The organism is Yersinia sp. FDAARGOS_228 (genome assembly GCF_002073315.2).
Lineage (GTDB): Bacteria > Pseudomonadota > Gammaproteobacteria > Enterobacterales > Enterobacteriaceae > Yersinia > Yersinia intermedia.
Map to the genome: position 1 here is coordinate 4,493,987 of NZ_CP020409.2, position 20,033 is coordinate 4,514,019.

Consider the following 20,033-nt stretch of genomic DNA (forward strand, 5'->3'; position numbering starts at 1 on the left):
CAACGCTGATTGATCTTTAGATGATAACGGCGGCGCTTTGGCCCGCCGTTTTTTATTGATCGCATTATTCCCAACTAAGCAGTAATTGCCGTTCAAGTTGTGGGTCCAGTAAAGTGACATGTAGCCCAACCAAACGTACTCCCCGCCCGGTACGCCGTTCATTCCATGCCGTGCGCGCCACTTGCAGCAAATCGGCCTTATTCAGTTCTGGCCAAACATGCTCCTGTGTAGTTTGTTGAAAATCATGAAATTTCAACTTAACGCCCTGACGTGCGATATGCAGATCCGGCCTCACTTTGCGTAATCGAGTTTCCAGTTCAATATAAAGCTGATCAATCAATGCCTCACAACTTTCCCAATCATGAATATCTTCCGCCAGCGTTCTTTCAACACCGACCGATTTACGCAATCTGTCCGGGGATATTTCACGCTCATCAATACCGTGGCTACGCTCCCACAGCACATGACCGAATTTGCCAAAACGCTTTAATAATTCAGCTTGCGGATAATTTTGCACATCACCGCAGGTAACCAACCCGAGTTCTTGTAAACGCTTAGCGGTCACTTTCCCCACGCCAGGGATCTTACTCAGCGGCAAATCATGCAAGAAAGGCTGAATCTGATTAGGGGTGATGACATATTGACCATTAGGTTTATTCAGATCTGAAGCGATTTTGGCCAGAAACTTTATCGGGGCAATACCGGCGGAAGCGGTCAGACTCAGTTCATCAAAAATGGCTTGACGGATTTCCTGAGCAATTAAAGTGGCAGAACCACTGCATGCAGTGCAATCAGAAACATCCAGATAGGCCTCATCCAGCGAGAGCGGCTCAATCAGCGGGGTATAACGAGCGAAAATTTCACGGATATGCAGTGACGCCTCTTTATAGGCTGCCATTCTGCCAGGGATAACTTTAAGCTGTGGACAAAGTTTAAGTGCCATCGCCGTTGGCATAGCACTACGAACACCATAACGCCTGGCAGGGTAATTGGCCGTACTGATCACTCCACGCCGATCGCGACTGCCACCAATCGCGATGGGAATATCACGCAAACTGGGATCGTCGCGCATTTCCACTGCCGCGAAGAAGCAATCCATATCGACATGAATAATCTTACGCATGTTATCTTTCCCCAACCAAACCACTGTATAAAAATACAGTTAAATCAGGAAAATTCAAGATTATCCTAATCCTCAGCCACGCAGCTTTTCTTGAGAGCCGAACGCAACGGCTGCCTACAGGCAACCGATGGGTTCAACCACAATATTCATTTAGCGGTCGCTAAAAATAGAACTCTTCAATGACTTATCTTGCTGATGGCGCTCTAACGCCAGCTCAATCAGTGTTGTGATCAGCTCGGTAGAACCGACGCCCGTAGCGCGCCAGAGTTTGGGGTACATACTGATGTTGGTGAAACCAGGCAGTGTATTGATTTCATTTATAATAACTGTATTTTCTGGCGTTAAAAAGACATCTACCCGTGCCAGACCACGGCATTCAAGTGTACGAAACGCGGCTAATGCTACTGCGCGAATATGGTCGCTGGCTGCACTGTCTATCACCGCAGGGATAACCACCTGAGCACCGGTTTCATTAATATACTTGGTATCGTAGGAGTAAAATTCATCACTGACGACCACTTCACCACACAGGCTAGCTCGAGGGTTATCATTACCCAGTACCGCACATTCAATCTCACGCCCGACAATCGCGGATTCAACCAATACCTTATGGTCAAAATCAAACGCGAGCGTAACAGCCTGCTGGTATTCAGCCGCATTGCGTACTTTACTCACCCCAACCGAGGAGCCTTGATTTGCCGGTTTGATAAAGAGGGGTAAACCAAGTTTTGCCGTCATCTGCTCAAAACTGTAATTATTTTTATTTGCTCGCGTCAGTGTAATGAAGGGGGCGATATTCAACCCGGCATCACGCAGTAGCCGCTTGGCGATATCTTTATCCATGCTCACCGCAGACCCCACCACACCAGAGCCAACGAAGGGGATATTTGCCATACGCAGCAAGCCTTGCAAGGAACCATCCTCCCCTAACGTACCGTGTACTATAGGGAAAATGACATCCAGTTGCGCCAATGCAGTAGCATTATCCGCAGCGATAAGCTGCTGCTGCTCTTGACCGGGAATCAACGCTACATTTTTGTTTGAGTGGTTCAGGGAGATCAACGCCGGGTTCTCTGCATTTAACAAATAGCTGGACGCATCGTTAACATGCCATTCCCCCTGCTTATCAATACCTAGCAGCGTGACATCAAATTTTTCTTTATCAATCGCCTCTACGATGTTTTTGGCCGACTGTAACGACACTTCATGCTCTGCCGATTTACCACCAAAAATTACACCAACTCGCAATTTCGACACACAACATTCCTTCTTAAGACCTGGCACTTAAAGGTGCAACAACCCAGTGAAATATCACATCACACTAATACAACTTTTACCTGCTTAACTAATGGTTTTTAAGATTTATGCAGAATTTTCTCATCCCGCGATAGGTGATAAATATCCTCAATATCAGTATGCAATTCTATCGTTGAGCAATTCTGCTCTGCGCGTATTCGAATCAGATAGCCATACCGTAAAGTCATAATTATCCTAATCAAAACACCAACTAATTACGTATATAACAGAATTGAATACTGTTATTGGCTTTTTTTAGCATTTTGTCATTTATTTTTAATAAAAAATCATTAAATTCGAAAAGGTCGAAAAAATGTTAGTGATATGATTAACTCTCACCTTATAAAATTCATTATTAGATAATGAATGGAAACTATATATTATGCGAAATTATATAATGGCCACCCTACTTCTTTCCGCTACATTTATTGTTAATGCTCAATCCGTTACGGTTTCATCACCACAGATTATTGCTCATCGCGCAGGAACGGCAGATGCGCCAGAAAATACCTTACTGGCTATCGATAAAGCGCTATCTAATGGTGTTGATGCTATATGGATTACATTACAATTATCTAAAGATAATATCCCAGTATTATATCGCCCTTCAGACCTCAAAGAACTAACTGATAAGTCCGGGGCGGTTTCTAGTTATACAGCTCAACAACTCGCTAAAGTGGATGAGAGTGTTGCCTATAACAAGAAACATCATATCCAGCCTAAAACTGATTCACGCACCAATATTCCCACACTTGATGAGGTGCTGAAAAAATATCCTGATACGACATTCTATCTGGACATTAAGTCACCAGATGCCAACCCGTTAACCTTTGCCAAAGCCCTAAAAGAGACGCTTACCGCAAGCACTAAGGGAGAAAAAGATCGCTTCGCACGTACCCGGGTTTACTCTACAGATGATAACTATCTGAAAGCACTGGATACCGTCAATGCAGACAGCGATGCCTCGCATAAAATCAAGCGTTTTGAAAGCCGCAACTTTACCCGTACTCAATTAGCTAATATTACGATGGATCATAAATGTGAATTACCAGCAGATAATACAGAACGTTGGTATGGTTTAGAGTTACATCGCAAAGTACAAGTGGTAGAAAAATACACGTTGGGCGAAGGGCGTTCTGACGCCGTATTAAGTTGGGATAAAGAGGCGATGGATTGCTTTAGAAAAAATACCAATGCACATATTATTTTCTTCGGCATTAATACTCCTGAAGATTATAAAAAAGCCAAAGAATTACAGGTAAATGGCGTCATGGTTGATTCTCCTGCACTTTTTAAAAATATAGTGAGTAAGAATAAATAAGTAAAAATCGACCACCGTGATATGGCGCTAATCAGAAAATGGAACAACAGCCTTATCACCGTAAATTGACAGACCAAAAACAACATTAAAGTGTAAATATAAACCCCCCAGTCAATACTGAGTTGGCTGGGGGGTTCTGTCTAAATTTGTGTGTCGTGCCTATACAATTTTTATACACAACTCTCTATATTGGTCGTATCGTAATCTATAACACACCTTATAAAATACGATATTGATCCAATTTCTTCTGCCGAGCAGCTTCCTTAGCCAAGCGTTTCTTACGTGAGTCACAAGGCTCAGGGCAGTCACATACTTTTTCCATCCCCAAAGCCCCAATTCCTCCGCAACTGCCCTGCAAGGTTTTACGCTTTACGATATAACCTAACGACATCCCGCCGATGACCAATAGAAAAAAGACAAAGGATGCGATAAAAACTGTCAACATATCCTCTCCTATCAAGGCCGTTTTTGTAGATAAGGCTTGAACGCGTCAGAATAACGCTCCTCAAAGCCCTTATCGGTTTTTACTATCATAAATACCGGAATACCCAGTAAATTAGCAAGTGCCATACCTCGTTCTGGCCCAAGGACATCTAGCCCAGTCGACAGCCCATCTGCTGTCATACAGCTTGGATCTAAAACGGTGATTGATACAAGCCGGTGATTAATTGGCCGCCCCGTTTCCGGGTCAATCGTGTGTGAGTAACGCACGCCATTCTGCTCAAAATAATTACGATAATCCCCAGAGGTCGCTATTGCCATACGCCCCGGTTCAATAATCTCTTGCGCGCTTTGTGCCGAGCCAGTAACAGGTTTTTCTATCGCAATGCGCCAAGGCTTATTGTCACCATTATTACCGCGCGTCCGCACTTCACCGCCGATATCAACCATATAGTGGGTGATATTTTGCGTTTCCAGATATTCAGCTACAACATCAACCCCATATCCCTTCGCAATAGAGGAAAGATCGACATACAGCTCAGGGATCCGTTTGATTAACGCACCTTTTTCTACTGCCAGTTTATCAATACCAGCCCATGCACGACGTTTAGCTATTTCAGCTTCAGTAGGGACAACTTCTGGCCGCCCTTCAGGACCAAACCCCCATAAATTAACCAAAGGCCCGACAGTGACATCCAGAGCACCATCGGTCAGGCGATTAATTCGGATAGCCTCACGCACCACTTTAGCGGTATCCGCTGATACTCGAAATGGTGTACTCACTGCGCGACTTTGATTAAAACGGCTCAATTCAGAACCAGACCGATATGTCGACATCCGGTCATTAACCAGTTCCAACTCGCGGTCTATTTCCTGCTGTAACTTCTTTGCGCTGGGTGTGGATGAGTCACTCACATATTTAATTGAATATGAGGTCCCCATCGTTTTACCTTCGAGATTGACTTGCTCAGGGCCACATCCTGTGAGCAGCAAAGCCCCCACGGCGGCTATTAACCAATGCGTTATATGTTTCTGCACGATATCCCCAATTGCGGTAAAAAGCCGAATAATGGCAAATCAGCCGCCAAAATCATCAAGCATAATATTGTCATCTTCTACACCGAGATCCTTCAGCATTTTGATAACTGCCGCATTCATCATCGGAGGACCACACATATAGAACTCACAATCTTCCGGTGCCGGATGATTTTTAAGGTAATTTTCTAACAATACGTTATGAATAAAGCCGGTATATCCCGTCCAGTTATCTTCCGGTTGTGGGTCTGATAATGCAACGTGCCAACGGAAATTATCATTCTCAGCCTGTAGTTGGTCAAAATCTTCTTCATAGAACATTTCACGCCGTGAACGCGCACCATACCAAAAACTGATTTTACGCTTCGAATGTAGCCGCTTAAGCTGATCAAAAATATGCGAGCGCATCGGGGCCATACCCGCCCCACCACCAATAAAGACCATCTCTGCATCGGTATCTTTGGCAAAAAACTCACCAAATGGGCCAGAGATAACCACCTTATCACCGGGTTTTAATGACCAGATATAAGAAGACATAATGCCTGGCGGCGCATCAGGAACTGACGGTGGTGGCGTAGCAATACGCACGTTAAGCATAATAATGCCGCGCTCTTCTGGGTAGTTCGCCATGGAGTAAGCACGCACCGTTGATTCAGCGACCACTGACTCGAACCGGAACAGATTGAATTTATCCCAATCACCGCGATATTCATCAGGTACATCAAAGTCTGTATATTTAACTGTATGCGGTTCAGCTTCTATTTGGATAAAACCACCGGCGCGGAATGGCACCACTTCACCATCGGGAATTTTTAGCTTCAATTCTTTGATAAATGTGGCTTTATTATCATTAGAGATAACTTCACACTCCCACTTTTTCACACCAAAGATTTCTTCTGGCAATTCAATTTTCAGGTTCTGCTTCACACTAACCTGACAAGCTAACCGACAGCCTTCTTTAGCTTCACGCTTTGAGATATGTGAAAGTTCCGTCGGCAGGATATCCCCGCCACCTTCTTTAATCGTCACGCGGCACTGCCCGCAAGAACCGCCACCACCACAAGCTGAAGAAACGAATATGCCCTGGCTGGAAAGCATATTGAGCAGCTTATCCCCCGCAGGCGCGGTAAAACTTTTATCCGCATCATCATTAACATCAATCGTGATATCACCGGTATTCACCAACTTTGATTTGGCGAATAGAATCATCACTGTCAATGCCAGTACGATAAGGGTGAACATCACTACGCCCAGAATTATTTCCATGACTTATTCCTGCCTTTATAGATTCACACCGGAGAAAGACATAAACCCTAAGGCCATCAATCCGGTTGTGATAAAGGTGATCCCTAACCCCTGTAAACCCGCAGGCACATTGGCATATTTCATTTTTTCGCGAATACCTGCGAGCGCCACAATTGCCAGCATCCAACCGATGCCCGAGCCAAAGCCATAAACGATAGACTCAGGGAAATTGTAATCTCGTTGTGCCATAAAGGAGACGCCGCCGAAGATGGCGCAGTTCACAGTGATCAATGGCAGGAAGATACCCAGTGCGTTATAAAGTGCTGGGAAATAACGATCGAGGATCATCTCCAACACCTGCACTATGGCAGCGATAACGCCAATAAAGGTGATAAAATTCAGGAAACTGAGATCAACCCCTTCAACTAATGCGCCATCTCGCAGTATCAGATTGTAAACCAGATTATTCGCAGGTACTGAGATACCCAATACCACCGTTACCGCGATGCCAAGGCCAAAGGCGGTCGACACTTTCTTGGAAACTGCAAGGAAAGTACACATCCCCAAAAAGAATGCTAACGCCATATTTTCCACAAACACCGCGCGGACAAACAGACTGATGTAATGTTCCATCGTCAATTACTCCTTCTCAATCTGCGCAGGTTTCAGGGTACGCAGACCCCAAATCAGCAAACCAATGATAAAGAATGCGCTAGGTGCCAACAGGAACAATCCGTTCGGCTGATACCACCCGCCGTTCTGGACGGTTTCAAATACTGTCACACCAAATAACTTACCGGAGCCAATCAGTTCGCGAACAAAACCCACCAACACCAGCACGACGCCATAGCCCAAACCATTACCAATACCATCCATAAAGCTTTCAATCGGCGGCGACTTCATTGCATAGGCTTCGGCACGCCCCATCACAATGCAGTTAGTAATAATCAGGCCAACAAACACGGATAGCTGTTTGGATATCTCATAGGCAAAGGCCCGTAAGATCTGATCCACCACAATCACCAGCGAGGCAATAATCACCATCTGAACAATGATGCGCACACTGTTTGGAATATGATGGCGAATCAGTGAGATGAAGAAACTGGAGAACGCAGTTACCAAGGTGACTGCCAGTGTCATCACTAATGCGGTTTCCAGCTTGGTGGTCACCGCCAGCGCGGAACAAACGCCAAGGATCTGTAACGCTATCGGGTTGTTATCAAATAACGGCCCGAATAAAACTCGCTTAATCTCTTTGGTATCAGCCATTTTTTAACGCTCCTTCGCGCACTTTTTTCAGGAACGGGCCAAAGCCGTTTTCACCGAGCCAAAAATCAAAGCTGTTTTGCACCCCATTAGAGGTCAAGGTCGCACCTGACAAGCCATCGATCGCATGAGGATCATTAGCCGGTGCGCGCCCTTTAACAATCCGAATAGCCGGTTGGCCTTGCTCGTCAAATAGCCGCTTACCAATCCATTGATTACGCCAAATTGGGTTCTCAACCTCACCTCCCAGCCCTGGGGTCTCACCCTGATCGTAATAGGTGATACCACGCACCGTTTTGCCGTCAGTGTCGATGGCAACAAAGGCATACATCATTGACCACAGACCGGAGCCATAAACAGGGAGAACTATCTTGTTGATTTGCCCGATTTCACCACGTACCAGATAAATTTCAACCACGTTAGCGCGCCGGCGGATGCCAGCAATATCCTGTGCGGGCGTCAGGGCAATGCTCATTTGGTCACTACGCAATGCCTGAGCACGATCAAAGGTTGCCGGATCCTGTTGAATAAACGCACCACTTTGCAAATCTAGCAACCGTGGCTCAATGCGCAGCGCAAATTCCCGCTGAACCTCTTCTGCGGGCATTCTTGGTTGCAACAAACCCGCCACCGCCAGAATATTGCGTTGTTTATCTAACAGACGTTGTTCCTGCTGCTTGGCTTTCAACCCCACAGCCGCACCAGCCACCACCACAGAACACACCAGGCATAGCACAATTACCACCAGCAACGTTTTGCCGATGCTGTCATTATTTCTTGGTTTATCACTCGCCACGCGCTTTCCTCCGCTTGATATTGGCCTGAACAACCACATAGTCAAATAGCGGTGCAAACAGGTTGGCAAACAAGATAGCCAACATCATTCCTTCGGGATAAGCTGGATTAGCGACGCGGATCAACACACACATCGCGCCAATCAAGCCGCCATACCACCATTTCCCTTTATCAGTAAAGGAAGCCGAAACCGGATCGGTCGCCATAAAGATCATACCGAAAGCGAAGCCACCGAGTACCAAATGCCAATACCACGGCATAGCAAATAGTGGATTGGTGGTGGAGCCGACCCAGTTAAATAGGTAGGCCGTGGCAATCATGCCAATCATCACCCCTGCAACAATCCGCCACGAGGCGATGCGCCCGAAAAGAATAATGGCGCCGCCAATCAGGATCATTAGCGTGGAAACCTCACCAATAGAGCCGGGAATATTACCGAGGAAAGCATCCATCCACGTAATAGGCTGATTGGTAATGGTGTTAACCAAACTGTGACTGCCGTTAACACTCCACTGTGACAATGGGGTTGCGCCGGAGAAACCATCTGCGGCAGTCCACACCAAATCACCGGATATCTGAGCCGGATAAGCAAAGAATAAGAAAGCACGCCCAGCCAGTGCCGGGTTGAGGAAGTTACGCCCAGTGCCACCAAAAATCTCTTTGCCAATAACCACGCCGAAAGAGATCCCAAGTGCTGCTTGCCATAGTGGTAACGTAGGTGGAACTATCAGGGAAAACAGAATCGAGGTAACAAAGAAACCTTCATTGATCTCATGCTTGCGGACAATGGAGAAGACCACTTCCCAAAAACCGCCAACCACAAATACAACGGCATAGATAGGCAAGAAATAAACCGCCCCCAGCACCATTTTACTGGCCCAGCCAGCATCTGGAGCCAATGACGCCCCCAGCATTTGTGCCAACCGGTAATGCCAGTCACTGGCTATAATCTGTTGCAGTTCCGCGCCACTGTAGAGTTGGTTCAGCGCCGGAATGGCCTGTAGCCCTACGTTATACATACCCCAGAACATGGCAGGGAATACCGCCAGCCACACCAGGATCATCATCCTTTTCAGGTCGATCGCATCTCGCACATGAGAAGCACCCGGTGTCACTTTGCCCTGTGTATAGAAAATAGTGGCAGCCGCTTCATACAGCGGATAGTACTTCTCTAATTTGCCACCCGCTTCAAAGTGGTGTTCTATTTTCTCAAGAAAACTTTTCAAGCCCATCAGTTATCCTTCCTGCTCAATCTTGGTCAATATGTCGCGCAGTGCCGGACCGTATTCGTACTTACCGGGGCAGACAAATGTACACAAAGCCAAATCTTCTTCATCCAACTCCAAACATCCTAGCGCTTGCGCGCTGTCGGTATCACCGGACAGTAGATCACGCAACAAATGGGTTGCCAGAATATCCAGTGGCATCACCCGCTCATAGTTACCAATTGGTACCATGGCGCGCTCCCCACCATGCATATCGGTAGAGAAAGCAAACAACTTGCGTTTGAAGAAATGGCCCAGCGTAGTACGGGTGATCGAGTATTTATCACGCCCTGGCATTACCCAACCGAATAGCTCTTTTTCTCGCCCTTCGCGGATAACCGAAACTTGCTGGTGGAAACGGCCCAAATAACCATGAGTTGCCGAGAAGGCCGTACCGCTGAGCACTGAGCCGGAGATAATACGATTCTCACCCTCTTTTAACTTGCCTGCGGTCAGTTCAGATAAGCTGGCGCCCAAACGGGTGCGCACTAAAATCGGTTGATTCACCTGTGGGCCAGCCACCGCAACGATGCGGTCAGTACAGAGTTCACCACGGGTAAACAATTTACCGATAGCAATCACATCCTGATAGCCCACATGCCACACCATTTTGCGCAAACTCACCGGCTCAAGGAAATGAATGTGTGTCCCCACCAGACCCGCAGGATGCGGGCCGGAGAACTCGTTATAAGTCACTTGCCCGTTCGAATGGTTGACCGCAACCTGCCCCGGAGCATGACCCACATGCACTTTGCCTTCAGTTAAACGCGTGAGAACAGTTAAGCCGTGCTTAAAGGCGTCTGACTCAGTGGCAATAATGACCTGCGGATCGGCTGCCAGCGGCTGGGTATCCATCGCACTGACAAAAATAGCGCGTGGGCTACTGCCTGGCACTGGGGTTTTACTAAACGGTCGGGTTCTGAATGCGGTCCATAAACCAGATGCCAGCAATTGGCTTTGTACCTGTTCATTGCTCAGATGATTAAGATCAGCGGCCTCATAGTGTTGGAAAGGCATTTGCTCATCCCCTTCAATCTCGATGACAACAGACTGAAGCACCCGACGTTCACCACGATTGATGGCACTGATTCTGCCACTGGCGATCGCAGTAAAGGTAACTCCTGGATTTTTTTTATCTTCAAAGAGCGCCTGCCCTTTTTTAACCCAGTCACCTTCTTGCACCAACATTGAGGGGCGCATGCCTACATACTCTTCACCGAGCAGAGCCACATGACGAATAACAGGCCCCTCCTCTATTACCTGCACAGGTACTCCAGCGATGGGAAGGTCTAGCCCTTTCTTTATTTTAATCATAGGTTTGAACAACTTTATTAGTTATATCAAATGCTGTACTTAGCCCAGAGCGTACAGCTACATAAAGATAAGATACTTTCATGGTTCAGTTAAACGACGGTTTAATACTCAGTCAATTAGGCAGACATGAACGCTGGTTGAAAGAATCGCGGCGATTATTGCTGATACCCACGTTATATGGTTTCAGGGTGAAGCGGCTGTAATAGCGATTACATGTACAGACCATCAGCAGCGGACGATTTTAGCATTTTCATTCTACACTGTCTGACAAATGCAGTGACTTGGGTCAAGCAAACACAAATAATTTACTACTCATTTATCTATACGCTCGGTAAAATCTTGTTGATAATTCATCTTTACCGACTTTGTGGTTATTTTATACAAAACATATATTGCTAAAAATTTTCCGACTGATAATCTGCGCATATAAATCAAAGAATGCAGTGGCATAATTTACATAATATAAGTAGGAATAATAAATGGGCAAAATCGCACGGTTGTTTGCGATGCTTACGTCTGTGGTGATAATGGGTTTGCCGGCGGTTTCCTTCACCAGCTCAGCCAGTGAGCCAGTGGCAGTTTCCAAAGAGCTAAAACAACAATTACTCGGGTCATCGGTCTATATTCAGATTTTCAAAGAAGAACGTACCTTGGAATTATACGCCAGGCTACAAGGTGAATATCGTTTAGTGCAGAGCTATCGCATCTGTGAATTCTCAGGTGGCCTTGGCCCAAAACGCCGTGAAGGGGATTTTAAAAGCCCGGAAGGTTTTTACAGTATTGATATGCGCCATTTAAAACCCGACAGTAAGTTTTATCGGGCAATTAATATTGGCTTCCCAAATGATTATGATAAGTCGCAGGGTTATTCAGGGAAATATCTGATGATCCATGGCGCTTGCAAATCAATCGGCTGTTATGCAATGACCGATGCCTATATGGACGAGATATTTAACTACGTGCAAACGGCATTTATCTTTGGTCAGGAAAAAGTGGATATCAGTATCTACCCTTTCCGTATGACTGAACAGAATATGCAACGCCACCGTAACTCGTCGGATTACAGCTTCTGGCGGCAATTACAGCCAGGGTATGCCTATTTCACCAAAAATCGGATGCCACCATCAGTTGCAGTGATCAACGGGCAGTACGTACTCAGCCGCCCGCCGGTCGCCAATGCACCGGTATCGCAGTATGCGCTGACCAAATCAAATTCGCTCACCAAAACAGAATAATGCAAATTCACCTGGTGCAATTTTGTGCCAGGTTTCATTACCTGTCAGAGGTTGAGTCGCGATCACCGTGACCACATCTTTGGGTGTGGTCTGGCGTTGAAAATCTATCTCAACATCTTGATCCAGTAAGGTCGCTTTGCCAAAAGGTGCTCGGCGAGTTATCCAATACAGATTGGTCGAACAGAACGCCATCACAAAACGCCCATCCGAAAGCAACATATTAAAGACCCCTTTTGCCCGCAACTGCTCACATAAGGTAGCGATATAGCGGAATACCGCTGGCCAGTTACTGGGGGTTCGAGGGTAACGCTTTGCCAATTGGTTAAGTAACCAGCAGAACGCATATTCGCTGTCGGTCTGACCGATAGGCCGGAAAGTCCCGGTGTCTAATTGACGATAGCCTTTAAGTTGACCGTTATGGGCATACGTCCAGTTTCGCCCCCACATTTCGCGGGTAAAAGGGTGCGTATTCTCTAACGCCACTTCACCGCGATTTGCCTGACGGATATGAGAAATCACCGCGCAAGATTTTATCGGATAATCTTGCACCAAACGGGCTATCGGTGAATTAAAACTGGGTTGGGGATCTTTAAACGTGCGACAGCCGTTACCTTCATAAAAAGTAATACCCCAGCCATCTTTATGTGGGCCAGTCCCCCCGCCCCGTTGCACCAGGCCGGTAAAGCTAAAGCAAATATCCGTGGGAACATTTGCGCTCATCCCGAGCAATTCGCACATAACCAACCTCCCGCGTATATCTTAGCTCTTGGTGTTGCAGCAGTGTTAGCTGCTCTCGCTCACCGTCAAGGTGATCAACGAGATTGATAATACCGTTGATCACCACGACATATCAGGCTTTAACCATCTCTTTTTCAATCAATTGAATCAAGATATGAATCACTTTGATATGAATTTCCTGAATACGATCGGCATAACCAAAATGAGGAACCCGGATTTCGATATCTGCCGTGCCCGCCATTTTACCACCGTCTTTGCCGGTCAGGGTGATCACTTTCATGCCTTTGGCACGGGCGGCTGCAATCGCCTTAATGACATTACCTGAATTACCGGAAGTAGAAATACCGAGTAGTACATCCCCTTCGCGACCTACTGCTTCAACATAACGAGAGAAAATATAGTCATAACCAAAATCATTACTGACACAAGAGATATGGCTAACATCTGAAATAGCAATCGCCGGATAGCCGGGGCGATTTTCGCGGTAGCGGCCAGTCAACTCTTCGGCAAAATGCATGGCATCACAATGGGAGCCACCATTACCACATGACAAGACTTTGCCGCCAGCCTTAAAAGAATCAGCCAGTAATACGGCTGCGCTCGCAATAGCATTGATATTGCTATCATCTTTCAAAAAGTTTGCCAGTGTGTCTGCTGCTTCATTCAGTTCACTGCGGATTAAATCCTGATACATGGGAGCCTCTTTATAGTTCTATATATAAATATTCGTCCGCCGCCAGTGTAACGGATAGCATAAACAGCGAGAAGCACTGTAATGAATAAGACATAAGACTTTTAGCTATTAATGCGGGCAGTTTGTGAGATGAGTTGTAAATAACATGTAATGGTATTGCTAAAGATAATGAGATGGACTACAACAAATGTATCTCTCAACAGGTCAGACCTCCTACATCTCAGGAGCTTTATTATGATGGTTCTTAGCATTGTTGCCTTGCTGGTTCTTATTGGTGTGCTGTTCTATCACCGGGTGAACCTCTATCTTAGTAGTTTGATTCTTGTCGTTTACACCGCCGCGATGGGGGCCTCGCAATTATGGTCATTCTGGGCATTATTGCCGCTGGTGATTGTTTTGCTGCCCCTGACGCTAACTCCGCTGCGTCAGTCACTGTTTTCTACGCCAGCATTGCGCATGTTCCGTAAAGTCATGCCAGCCATGTCACGCACCGAAAAAGAAGCGATTGATGCAGGCACCACTTGGTGGGAAGGTGATTTATTCCAGGGCCAGCCTGACTGGAAGAAACTGCATAACTACCCAAAACCGCAGTTAACCGCCGAAGAACAAGCTTTTATTGATGGGCCGGTAGAAGAAGCCTGTCGTATGGCTAATGACTTCCAAATTACCCACGAACTGGCTGACTTGCCACCCGAACTGTGGGCATATCTGAAAGAACATCGCTTCTTTGCGATGATTATCAAGAAAGAGTACGGCGGCCTTGATTTCTCAGCATATGCTCAGGCGCGTGTATTGCAAAAACTGTCTGGCGTGTCGGGCATTTTAGCCATCACTGTTGGCGTTCCTAACTCTCTCGGCCCCGGCGAATTGCTGCAACACTACGGTACTGAAGAGCAAAAAAATCATTATTTGCCTGGTTTGGCCCGTGGCGACGAGATCCCTTGTTTCGCCCTGACCAGCCCAGAAGCAGGTTCTGATGCCGGCGCAATCCCAGATACCGGCACCGTTTGTATGGGTGAATGGCAAGGCAAACAGGTACTGGGCATGCGCCTGACCTGGAATAAACGCTATATCACCCTTGCTCCGATCGCCACAGTGCTCGGACTGGCGTTCAAATTGTCTGACCCTGAACATCTGTTGGGCGATACCGTTGATTTAGGCATCACCTGTGCGCTGATCCCAACTAACACGCCTGGGGTGGAAATTGGTCGTCGTCACTTCCCACTGAATGTGCCGTTCCAAAATGGCCCGACCCGTGGCAACGATATCTTTGTGCCGATTGATTACATCATCGGCGGGCCAAAAATGGCCGGACAGGGCTGGCGCATGCTGGTGGAATGCCTGTCGGTTGGTCGCGGGATTACCTTGCCGTCCAACGCCACTGGCAGCTTGAAAAGTGTGGCGATGGGGATTGGTGCTTACGCCTATATACGTCGTCAGTTCAAAATCTCAATCGGTAAAATGGAAGGGATTGAAGAGCCGTTGGCACGAATCGCCGGTAATGCTTATGTGATGGACGCGGCGGCAACCTTAATTACCAGCGGCATTATGCTGGGTGAGAAACCGGCCGTGTTATCCGCTATCGTTAAATATCACTGTACCCACCGTGGTCAACGCGCCGTGATGGATGCGATGGACATTGCGGGCGGTAAAGGGATCTGCCTTGGCCCAGCCAACTTCGTGGCCCGTGGCTATCAAGGTGCACCTATCGGTATCACCGTTGAAGGCGCTAACATTCTGACCCGTAGTATGATTATCTTCGGTCAGGGGGCGATTCGCTGCCATCCGTTTGTACTGGATGAAATGGCAGCGGCACAATCCAATGATGTTGCCGCCTTCGATAAGGCGCTGTTCGGTCATCTGGGCCATGTGGGTAGTAGCAAAGTCCGTAGCTTCTGGTTGGGGCTGACCAATGGCCGCACCAGTGCCACGCCAACCAAAGACAGCACTCGCCGTTATTACCAGCATCTGAACCGCCTGAGCGCCAATTTAGCTTTGCTCTCTGATGTCTCAATGGGGGTGTTGGGTGGCAGCCTGAAACGTCGTGAACGTATTTCTGCCCGTTTGGGAGATATTCTCAGCCAAATGTATCTGGCGTCTGCAACACTGAAACGCTATGAAGACGAAGGCCGCCAAAAAGAAGATCTGCCGCTGGTTCATTGGGGTGTGCAGGATGCCCTGCATCAGGCAGAACAGGCTCTGGATGATTTACTGCGCAACTTCCCAAATGGCGTTATCGCCGGGTTAATGCGGTTAGTGGTCTTCCCGTTTGGGCGCGTGCATCAGGCACCGTCAGATCGTCTGGACCATCAATTGGCGCAGTTACTGCAAGTGCCATCAGCAACCCGCAGCCGTATTGGTCGTGGTCAATATCTGACACCGAGCGAGTTTAACCCGGTAGGTTTACTGGAAGCAGCGTTACAAGATGTGATTGCAGCAGAGCCAATTCATAAGCGCCTGAGTAAAGAAGCAGGTAAAAGCCTGCCATTTACTCGCCTGGATGTGCTGGCAAAACATGCGCTGGCTGAAGGGAAAATCAGTGCTGAAGAAGCCGCTATTTTGACTAAAGCAGAAGAGAGCCGCCTGCGTTCAATTAATGTCGATGAGTTTGCCGCGGATGCACTGGCAGCCAAACCAGTGGTAAAGCAGCCCACCAAACAACGGCAAACTGAAGCCGCGTAATGAATGAGTCTTATTGATGTAAGTGTCTACTCAAGCCTCCGCTTCAGGAGGCTTTTTTTATCATCTTTCAGCCTGGCAATCATCTAACAACGCTCTGATAATCAAACCGAATTGCTCAGGTTTGCCGGAAAATAGTACATTGTCAGGCTGAATTTTTAGCAACTGGCAGCGTAAGCTATTACGCCACTCGGTATCGGTAATCAACCGTACTGTAACCGCAATGTACTCAGCCAAATCATGTGTAATCAGCTCCTCAGACAATCCCAGCCGACGGAACAATCCTTCATCTATATGTTCGTGTACTTCAGCCCCGCTCAGACAAACACCGGGTAAGCCCTGACGCACTGTATCGACGATGCCATTAGTATTGCCGAAAGGAAAAGGATTAATAAACAGGTCACACTGATTAATGACCAATAAATAGTCCTGATAAGCCAAGTGCTCATAGATTTTAGCTTGAGGGATAGCAGCATTAATTGCTTTTTCCATAACTCGATGGGTAATACCCCAGCAAAAACCCACCAGAAAATGAAATATAACCGGCGTTGATGTTCGTTGGGCTATTTCCGCGCAGGTGGCAATAAAGCGCGGGTTAATTTTCATCGCTGAGGCACAAACCGCAATATGTACCGCAGGTCGCTCATCGAAATGTTGTACCGGTTCTGGCGGGCGGATATTGGCAGGCGGCACATAGGGCAGGCAATCCTTGGGTAACGAAACCACTTTTTCGGAGAAACACCGGGGATCCCCCAGGTAATCCTCTTCCACCAACACCGCATCAATATAGCTGGAATGGGTCGTTGCCGGATGGCCTAGTGCCATTATCTGTAAGGGCGCTAAGCGTAAATTAGTCAGTGCAATGGTGAGTGGAAACATCCCGACACTGGGGAAATAGATAACATCAGGGCGCAGTTTCTTTGCCAGCACAGCAATCGCCTCAACCGCCCCCGTCCGCTGGACTTCGGTAAAATCATCAAAAACCTCACGGGTTGTGGCATCTGTTGCCTCAACAATAGTGGCACCATGAGTAGAAAACTGCTCACGCGCGGCGCGTAACGTGCTGGAATGGGTACGATAAATAGAATGACCGCTGTTAAACCATTCAAGAATAACCAGCATCAATGGTTTGCTACGTGATGGTGGGCGAGAGCAATTATCAGATAGCCCATTGTGAAGTAGAGTGTTACGTAGGTGAGCATTAATACTGCGTTTTATGGCATGCTTTTCTGCCATATCAGCATAACTGCAATGCATATAAACATCATGCAGGATACGTTCGGGCAAGCCCTCAAGGCTCTCCAGCGTTAACAGTTTTTCAGGTAACCACGCTAATAGCTGCTCACGTTTCGCGTGGCCTACGGCGCTGGGTAAAATACGCGGCGACAGTAGCGCCAGAAACAATGCTGCTGCCGCATGGGGATTAAATTGCCATAATATATCCGGCTGAAGCGGAATACCGGATTCAGGTAAATACATCAGGCAAAATTTCAGAAAATTATTGCGCTCAAAGCGCAGAGGATGAGCACATCCTTCCCCGGCTTGATTAAGGTTGGTAATCACATGATCCGCATGACCAAACGGTGATGCGGCAAATATCAACGCGATCCAGCGATGGAAATTAATCAGTTGTAAAAAACCCTTATCTGATACCACAAAACCAGGATCAGAAAGCAGGTTGCCAATCGCTGCGGCCAGGCGATTACAATAATGCTCCTGCTGTTGTATTGACTGTTGCTGAAGCGAAAAAACATCCCAACGACCATATTGGGTATCCAGTTGGTCCAACATCAATACCAGTAATCGCCCCGCCGCCTCATAGCGCCGCACACAAACTAAAAACTCGAAATAAGGCAATGAAAACCCTGCCGACTTCTCCACCACTTGGGTTAATTCAACTGTTTTCTCCACCATTACCAGCTCCCCTTGTTACGCCGATATCACCGCTTATCTAGTAAATTTAGTGAGTTAAAAAGCCTGCTATTCTTGACACGATATCTTAGGCAGAGGTTTCCACTTACCTACAATATACGTATCGCAAGGCGCCTTCTGGGAGGGGACGCCCTCAGGGATACAAACTGCAATGCTGATATTGGCTGCGATATCATGCTCAGATTCGGTCACGATAGGTGGCGGTAAAGTTTGTGTTTCAAGGGAGTTGAGGATCTGGTTTCGTTTCATCAGCAACAAGCCAGGTTCAATCCCCTCCTCAGGCGGCGTTATCTGTTCTAAGCTCGTCCTCTCTATCGATTTACCCCCAAAACTATTTTTATCAACCGGTTTGCCATTGATAGTCACATTTTCGCCAATATTCGCCGGCAAGGTTATAAACACCGGTGACCTATTTGAGCCGGTATTCCCGCTAAGCTCAATGTTAGTTACCGCTGCATCATCATCGAGGAAAATAGCGTGGTTATTAACGGAATTACCATTCACCCTACCACCACTAATTGGGCCGCCAACATGCACGGCATGGCCATCATTAGCGGTATTACCATTAATGGTAGTATTGCCAGTGTTAGATACCGGCCCCGTTATCGCTACGCCATGCCCATCAATAGCGTTACCGGCTAAGGTGGTGTCATTCAGCGTATTGTTGCCGTCAAGCTGAACACCAGCGCCTTTATCACCGCTCGCATTGCCGGTCACCGTCAGCAGATCATCCGGCCCCATGCCACTGAGCGAGGCGTTTTCACCAACATCAACACCGCTGCCGTTAGTGGTTTCCCCCTGTACTGCACTGCCATTGCTGCCAGTGAGGTTACCGGCGATCTCCACTCCTTTACCGTTCAGGCTGTTACCGTTGAGGATGGCGTTATCCAGATTACTGTCATTTACCACCTTGATGCCGCTGCCATTAGCTGATGTACCATTAACTGAGCCACCGCTAACCGCCCCTCCAAGCTGGACACCACTACCATTATCAGATTGACCACCAATCGTGGTATTACCTTCATTTTGCAGTAAGCCATTAATATCCACCCCGGTGCCGTTAGTGGCATTCCCTGTCAGCAAGGTGTTATCAAGGATATTGATACCGTTAAACTGCACGCCGGTACCATTCTCTCCAGTAGCGTTGCCGGTGACATTGAGCAGATCATCCAGGCCGCCGCCCAGAATGATTTGTTTACCAATGTCCACCCCAGTACCATTAGTGGTATCACCGTGCACGGCACTGCCATTACTGCCAGTGAGGTTACCGGCGATCTCCACCCCCTTGCCGTCAGGGCTGTTACCGTTAAGGGTGGCGTTATCCAGGTTACTGTCATTTACCACCTTGATGCCGCTGCCATTAGCTGATGTACCAGTAACTGTGCCACCGCTGACTGCTCCTTCAAGCTGGATGCCATTGCCATTCTCAGATTGACCAGCAATCGTGGTATTACCTTCATTTTGCAGTAAGCCGTTAATATCTACCCCGGTGCCGTTAGTGGCATTCCCTGCCAGCGAGGTATTATCAAGGATATTGATACCGTCAAATTGTATCCCGGTGCCTTTTTCACCCGTCGCGTTGCCGGTGACATTGAGCAGATCGCCCAGCCCGCCGCCAATGAGTCTAGTATCACGGTTAACATCCACCCCAGTA

Annotated in this window: 16 protein-coding genes; 3 read left to right on the plus strand and 13 right to left on the minus strand. The window is 47.4% G+C overall.

What is annotated here, in order from left to right; translation table 11 throughout:
• Window positions 1–64 precede the first annotated feature (64 nt).
• Together dinB and ddlA are read right to left on the minus strand one after the other, a co-directional pair.
• Window positions 65–1,123 carry a DNA polymerase IV gene (gene dinB / locus A6J67_RS21065; protein WP_005189210.1) on the minus strand — a complete coding sequence of 353 codons (1,059 nt, stop codon included), beginning with the start codon at window positions 1,121–1,123 and terminating at the stop codon, window positions 65–67.
• Between the two features lie 150 nt (window positions 1,124–1,273).
• Window positions 1,274–2,380, minus strand: a complete 1,107-nt coding sequence (gene ddlA, locus A6J67_RS21070) for a D-alanine--D-alanine ligase (protein ID WP_080608416.1) — start codon at window positions 2,378–2,380, stop codon at window positions 1,274–1,276.
• Window positions 2,381–2,801: 421 nt separating this feature from the next.
• Here ddlA and A6J67_RS21075 point away from each other — a divergent pair, with 421 nt between their 5' ends.
• Window positions 2,802–3,740: a glycerophosphodiester phosphodiesterase family protein gene (locus A6J67_RS21075; protein WP_050297409.1), complete on the plus strand. Its 939-nt coding sequence runs from the start codon at window positions 2,802–2,804 to the stop codon at window positions 3,738–3,740.
• Between the two features lie 217 nt (window positions 3,741–3,957).
• Here A6J67_RS21075 and nqrM read toward each other — a convergent pair whose 3' ends face one another.
• Genes nqrM through A6J67_RS21115 form a run of 8 tightly spaced genes read right to left on the minus strand, consistent with a single transcriptional unit; the run spans window position 3,958 to window position 11,101 of the window.
• Window positions 3,958–4,185, minus strand: a complete 228-nt coding sequence (gene nqrM / locus A6J67_RS21080) for a (Na+)-NQR maturation NqrM (protein WP_005189198.1) — start codon at window positions 4,183–4,185, stop codon at window positions 3,958–3,960.
• A gap of 11 nt (window positions 4,186–4,196) precedes the next feature.
• Window positions 4,197–5,219: an FAD:protein FMN transferase gene (locus A6J67_RS21085; protein ID WP_042569259.1), complete on the minus strand. Its 1,023-nt coding sequence runs from the start codon at window positions 5,217–5,219 to the stop codon at window positions 4,197–4,199.
• Window positions 5,220–5,258: 39 nt separating this feature from the next.
• The gene (nqrF, locus tag A6J67_RS21090; RefSeq protein WP_005189182.1) at window positions 5,259–6,482 is read right to left on the minus strand and encodes an NADH:ubiquinone reductase (Na(+)-transporting) subunit F; all 1,224 of its coding nucleotides are present in this window, start codon (window positions 6,480–6,482) and stop codon (window positions 5,259–5,261) included.
• 15 nt (window positions 6,483–6,497) lie between these two features.
• Window positions 6,498–7,094 carry an NADH:ubiquinone reductase (Na(+)-transporting) subunit E gene (nqrE, locus tag A6J67_RS21095; RefSeq protein WP_005189181.1) on the minus strand — a complete coding sequence of 199 codons (597 nt, stop codon included), beginning with the start codon at window positions 7,092–7,094 and terminating at the stop codon, window positions 6,498–6,500.
• 6 nt (window positions 7,095–7,100) lie between these two features.
• Window positions 7,101–7,730, minus strand: a complete 630-nt coding sequence (locus A6J67_RS21100) for an NADH:ubiquinone reductase (Na(+)-transporting) subunit D (protein ID WP_032907109.1) — start codon at window positions 7,728–7,730, stop codon at window positions 7,101–7,103.
• Entirely contained in the window at window positions 7,723–8,523 is an 801-nt protein-coding gene (locus A6J67_RS21105) for a Na(+)-translocating NADH-quinone reductase subunit C (RefSeq protein WP_032907108.1), read from the minus strand. Before A6J67_RS21105 ends, A6J67_RS21100 begins: the two co-directional genes overlap by 8 nt.
• A complete protein-coding gene (locus tag A6J67_RS21110) occupies window positions 8,513–9,754 on the minus strand; it encodes an NADH:ubiquinone reductase (Na(+)-transporting) subunit B (protein WP_005189161.1) in 1,242 nt (413 codons plus the stop codon). The genes A6J67_RS21105 and A6J67_RS21110 overlap by 11 nt, the downstream gene beginning before the upstream one ends.
• A gap of 3 nt (window positions 9,755–9,757) precedes the next feature.
• Entirely contained in the window at window positions 9,758–11,101 is a 1,344-nt protein-coding gene (locus tag A6J67_RS21115; protein ID WP_005189157.1) for a Na(+)-translocating NADH-quinone reductase subunit A, read from the minus strand.
• A gap of 479 nt (window positions 11,102–11,580) precedes the next feature.
• Between A6J67_RS21115 and dpaA the strand changes: the two genes are divergently transcribed.
• Complete coding sequence (gene dpaA / locus A6J67_RS21120) at window positions 11,581–12,336, plus strand: peptidoglycan meso-diaminopimelic acid protein amidase (protein WP_032907106.1); 756 nt, start codon at window positions 11,581–11,583, stop codon at window positions 12,334–12,336.
• Here dpaA and A6J67_RS21125 read toward each other — a convergent pair.
• Entirely contained in the window at window positions 12,310–13,074 is a 765-nt protein-coding gene (locus tag A6J67_RS21125; protein ID WP_032907104.1) for a class II glutamine amidotransferase, read from the minus strand. The two genes, dpaA and A6J67_RS21125, sit on opposite strands and share 27 nt — an antisense overlap.
• A 112-nt stretch (window positions 13,075–13,186) precedes the next feature.
• Complete coding sequence (gene lpcA / locus A6J67_RS21130; RefSeq protein ID WP_005189147.1) at window positions 13,187–13,768, minus strand: D-sedoheptulose 7-phosphate isomerase; 582 nt, start codon at window positions 13,766–13,768, stop codon at window positions 13,187–13,189.
• A 234-nt stretch (window positions 13,769–14,002) separates the two neighbouring features.
• Between lpcA and fadE the strand changes: the two genes are divergently transcribed.
• The gene (gene fadE / locus A6J67_RS21135) at window positions 14,003–16,450 is read left to right on the plus strand and encodes an acyl-CoA dehydrogenase FadE (protein ID WP_042569256.1); all 2,448 of its coding nucleotides are present in this window, start codon (window positions 14,003–14,005) and stop codon (window positions 16,448–16,450) included.
• Between the two features lie 60 nt (window positions 16,451–16,510).
• Here fadE and A6J67_RS21140 read toward each other — a convergent pair whose 3' ends face one another.
• On the minus strand, window positions 16,511–18,361 hold the full coding sequence (locus tag A6J67_RS21140) for a glycosyl transferase (RefSeq protein WP_050088840.1): 1,851 nt from the start codon (window positions 18,359–18,361) through the stop codon (window positions 16,511–16,513).
• Between the last annotated feature and the right edge of the window lie 1,672 nt (window positions 18,362–20,033).

Excerpts from the sequence above, each read along its gene's own strand:
- nqrM (WP_005189198.1), bottom strand. The coding sequence starts at position 4,185 with ATGTTGACAGTTTTTATCGCATCCTTTGTCTTTTTTCTATTGGTCATC.
- A6J67_RS21115 (WP_005189157.1), bottom strand. The coding sequence starts at position 11,101 with ATGATTAAAATAAAGAAAGGGCTAGACCTTCCCATCGCTGGAGTACCT.
- A6J67_RS21100 (WP_032907109.1), bottom strand. The coding sequence starts at position 7,730 with ATGGCTGATACCAAAGAGATTAAGCGAGTTTTATTCGGGCCGTTATTT.
- nqrF (WP_005189182.1), bottom strand. The coding sequence starts at position 6,482 with ATGGAAATAATTCTGGGCGTAGTGATGTTCACCCTTATCGTACTGGCA.
- lpcA (WP_005189147.1), bottom strand. The coding sequence starts at position 13,768 with ATGTATCAGGATTTAATCCGCAGTGAACTGAATGAAGCAGCAGACACA.
- dinB (WP_005189210.1), bottom strand. The coding sequence starts at position 1,123 with ATGCGTAAGATTATTCATGTCGATATGGATTGCTTCTTCGCGGCAGTG.
- A6J67_RS21140 (WP_050088840.1), bottom strand. The coding sequence starts at position 18,361 with ATGGTGGAGAAAACAGTTGAATTAACCCAAGTGGTGGAGAAGTCGGCA.
- A6J67_RS21110 (WP_005189161.1), bottom strand. The coding sequence starts at position 9,754 with ATGGGCTTGAAAAGTTTTCTTGAGAAAATAGAACACCACTTTGAAGCG.
- A6J67_RS21075 (WP_050297409.1), top strand. The coding sequence starts at position 2,802 with ATGCGAAATTATATAATGGCCACCCTACTTCTTTCCGCTACATTTATT.
- A6J67_RS21125 (WP_032907104.1), bottom strand. The coding sequence starts at position 13,074 with ATGTGCGAATTGCTCGGGATGAGCGCAAATGTTCCCACGGATATTTGC.
- dpaA (WP_032907106.1), top strand. The coding sequence starts at position 11,581 with ATGGGCAAAATCGCACGGTTGTTTGCGATGCTTACGTCTGTGGTGATA.
- nqrE (WP_005189181.1), bottom strand. The coding sequence starts at position 7,094 with ATGGAACATTACATCAGTCTGTTTGTCCGCGCGGTGTTTGTGGAAAAT.
- fadE (WP_042569256.1), top strand. The coding sequence starts at position 14,003 with ATGATGGTTCTTAGCATTGTTGCCTTGCTGGTTCTTATTGGTGTGCTG.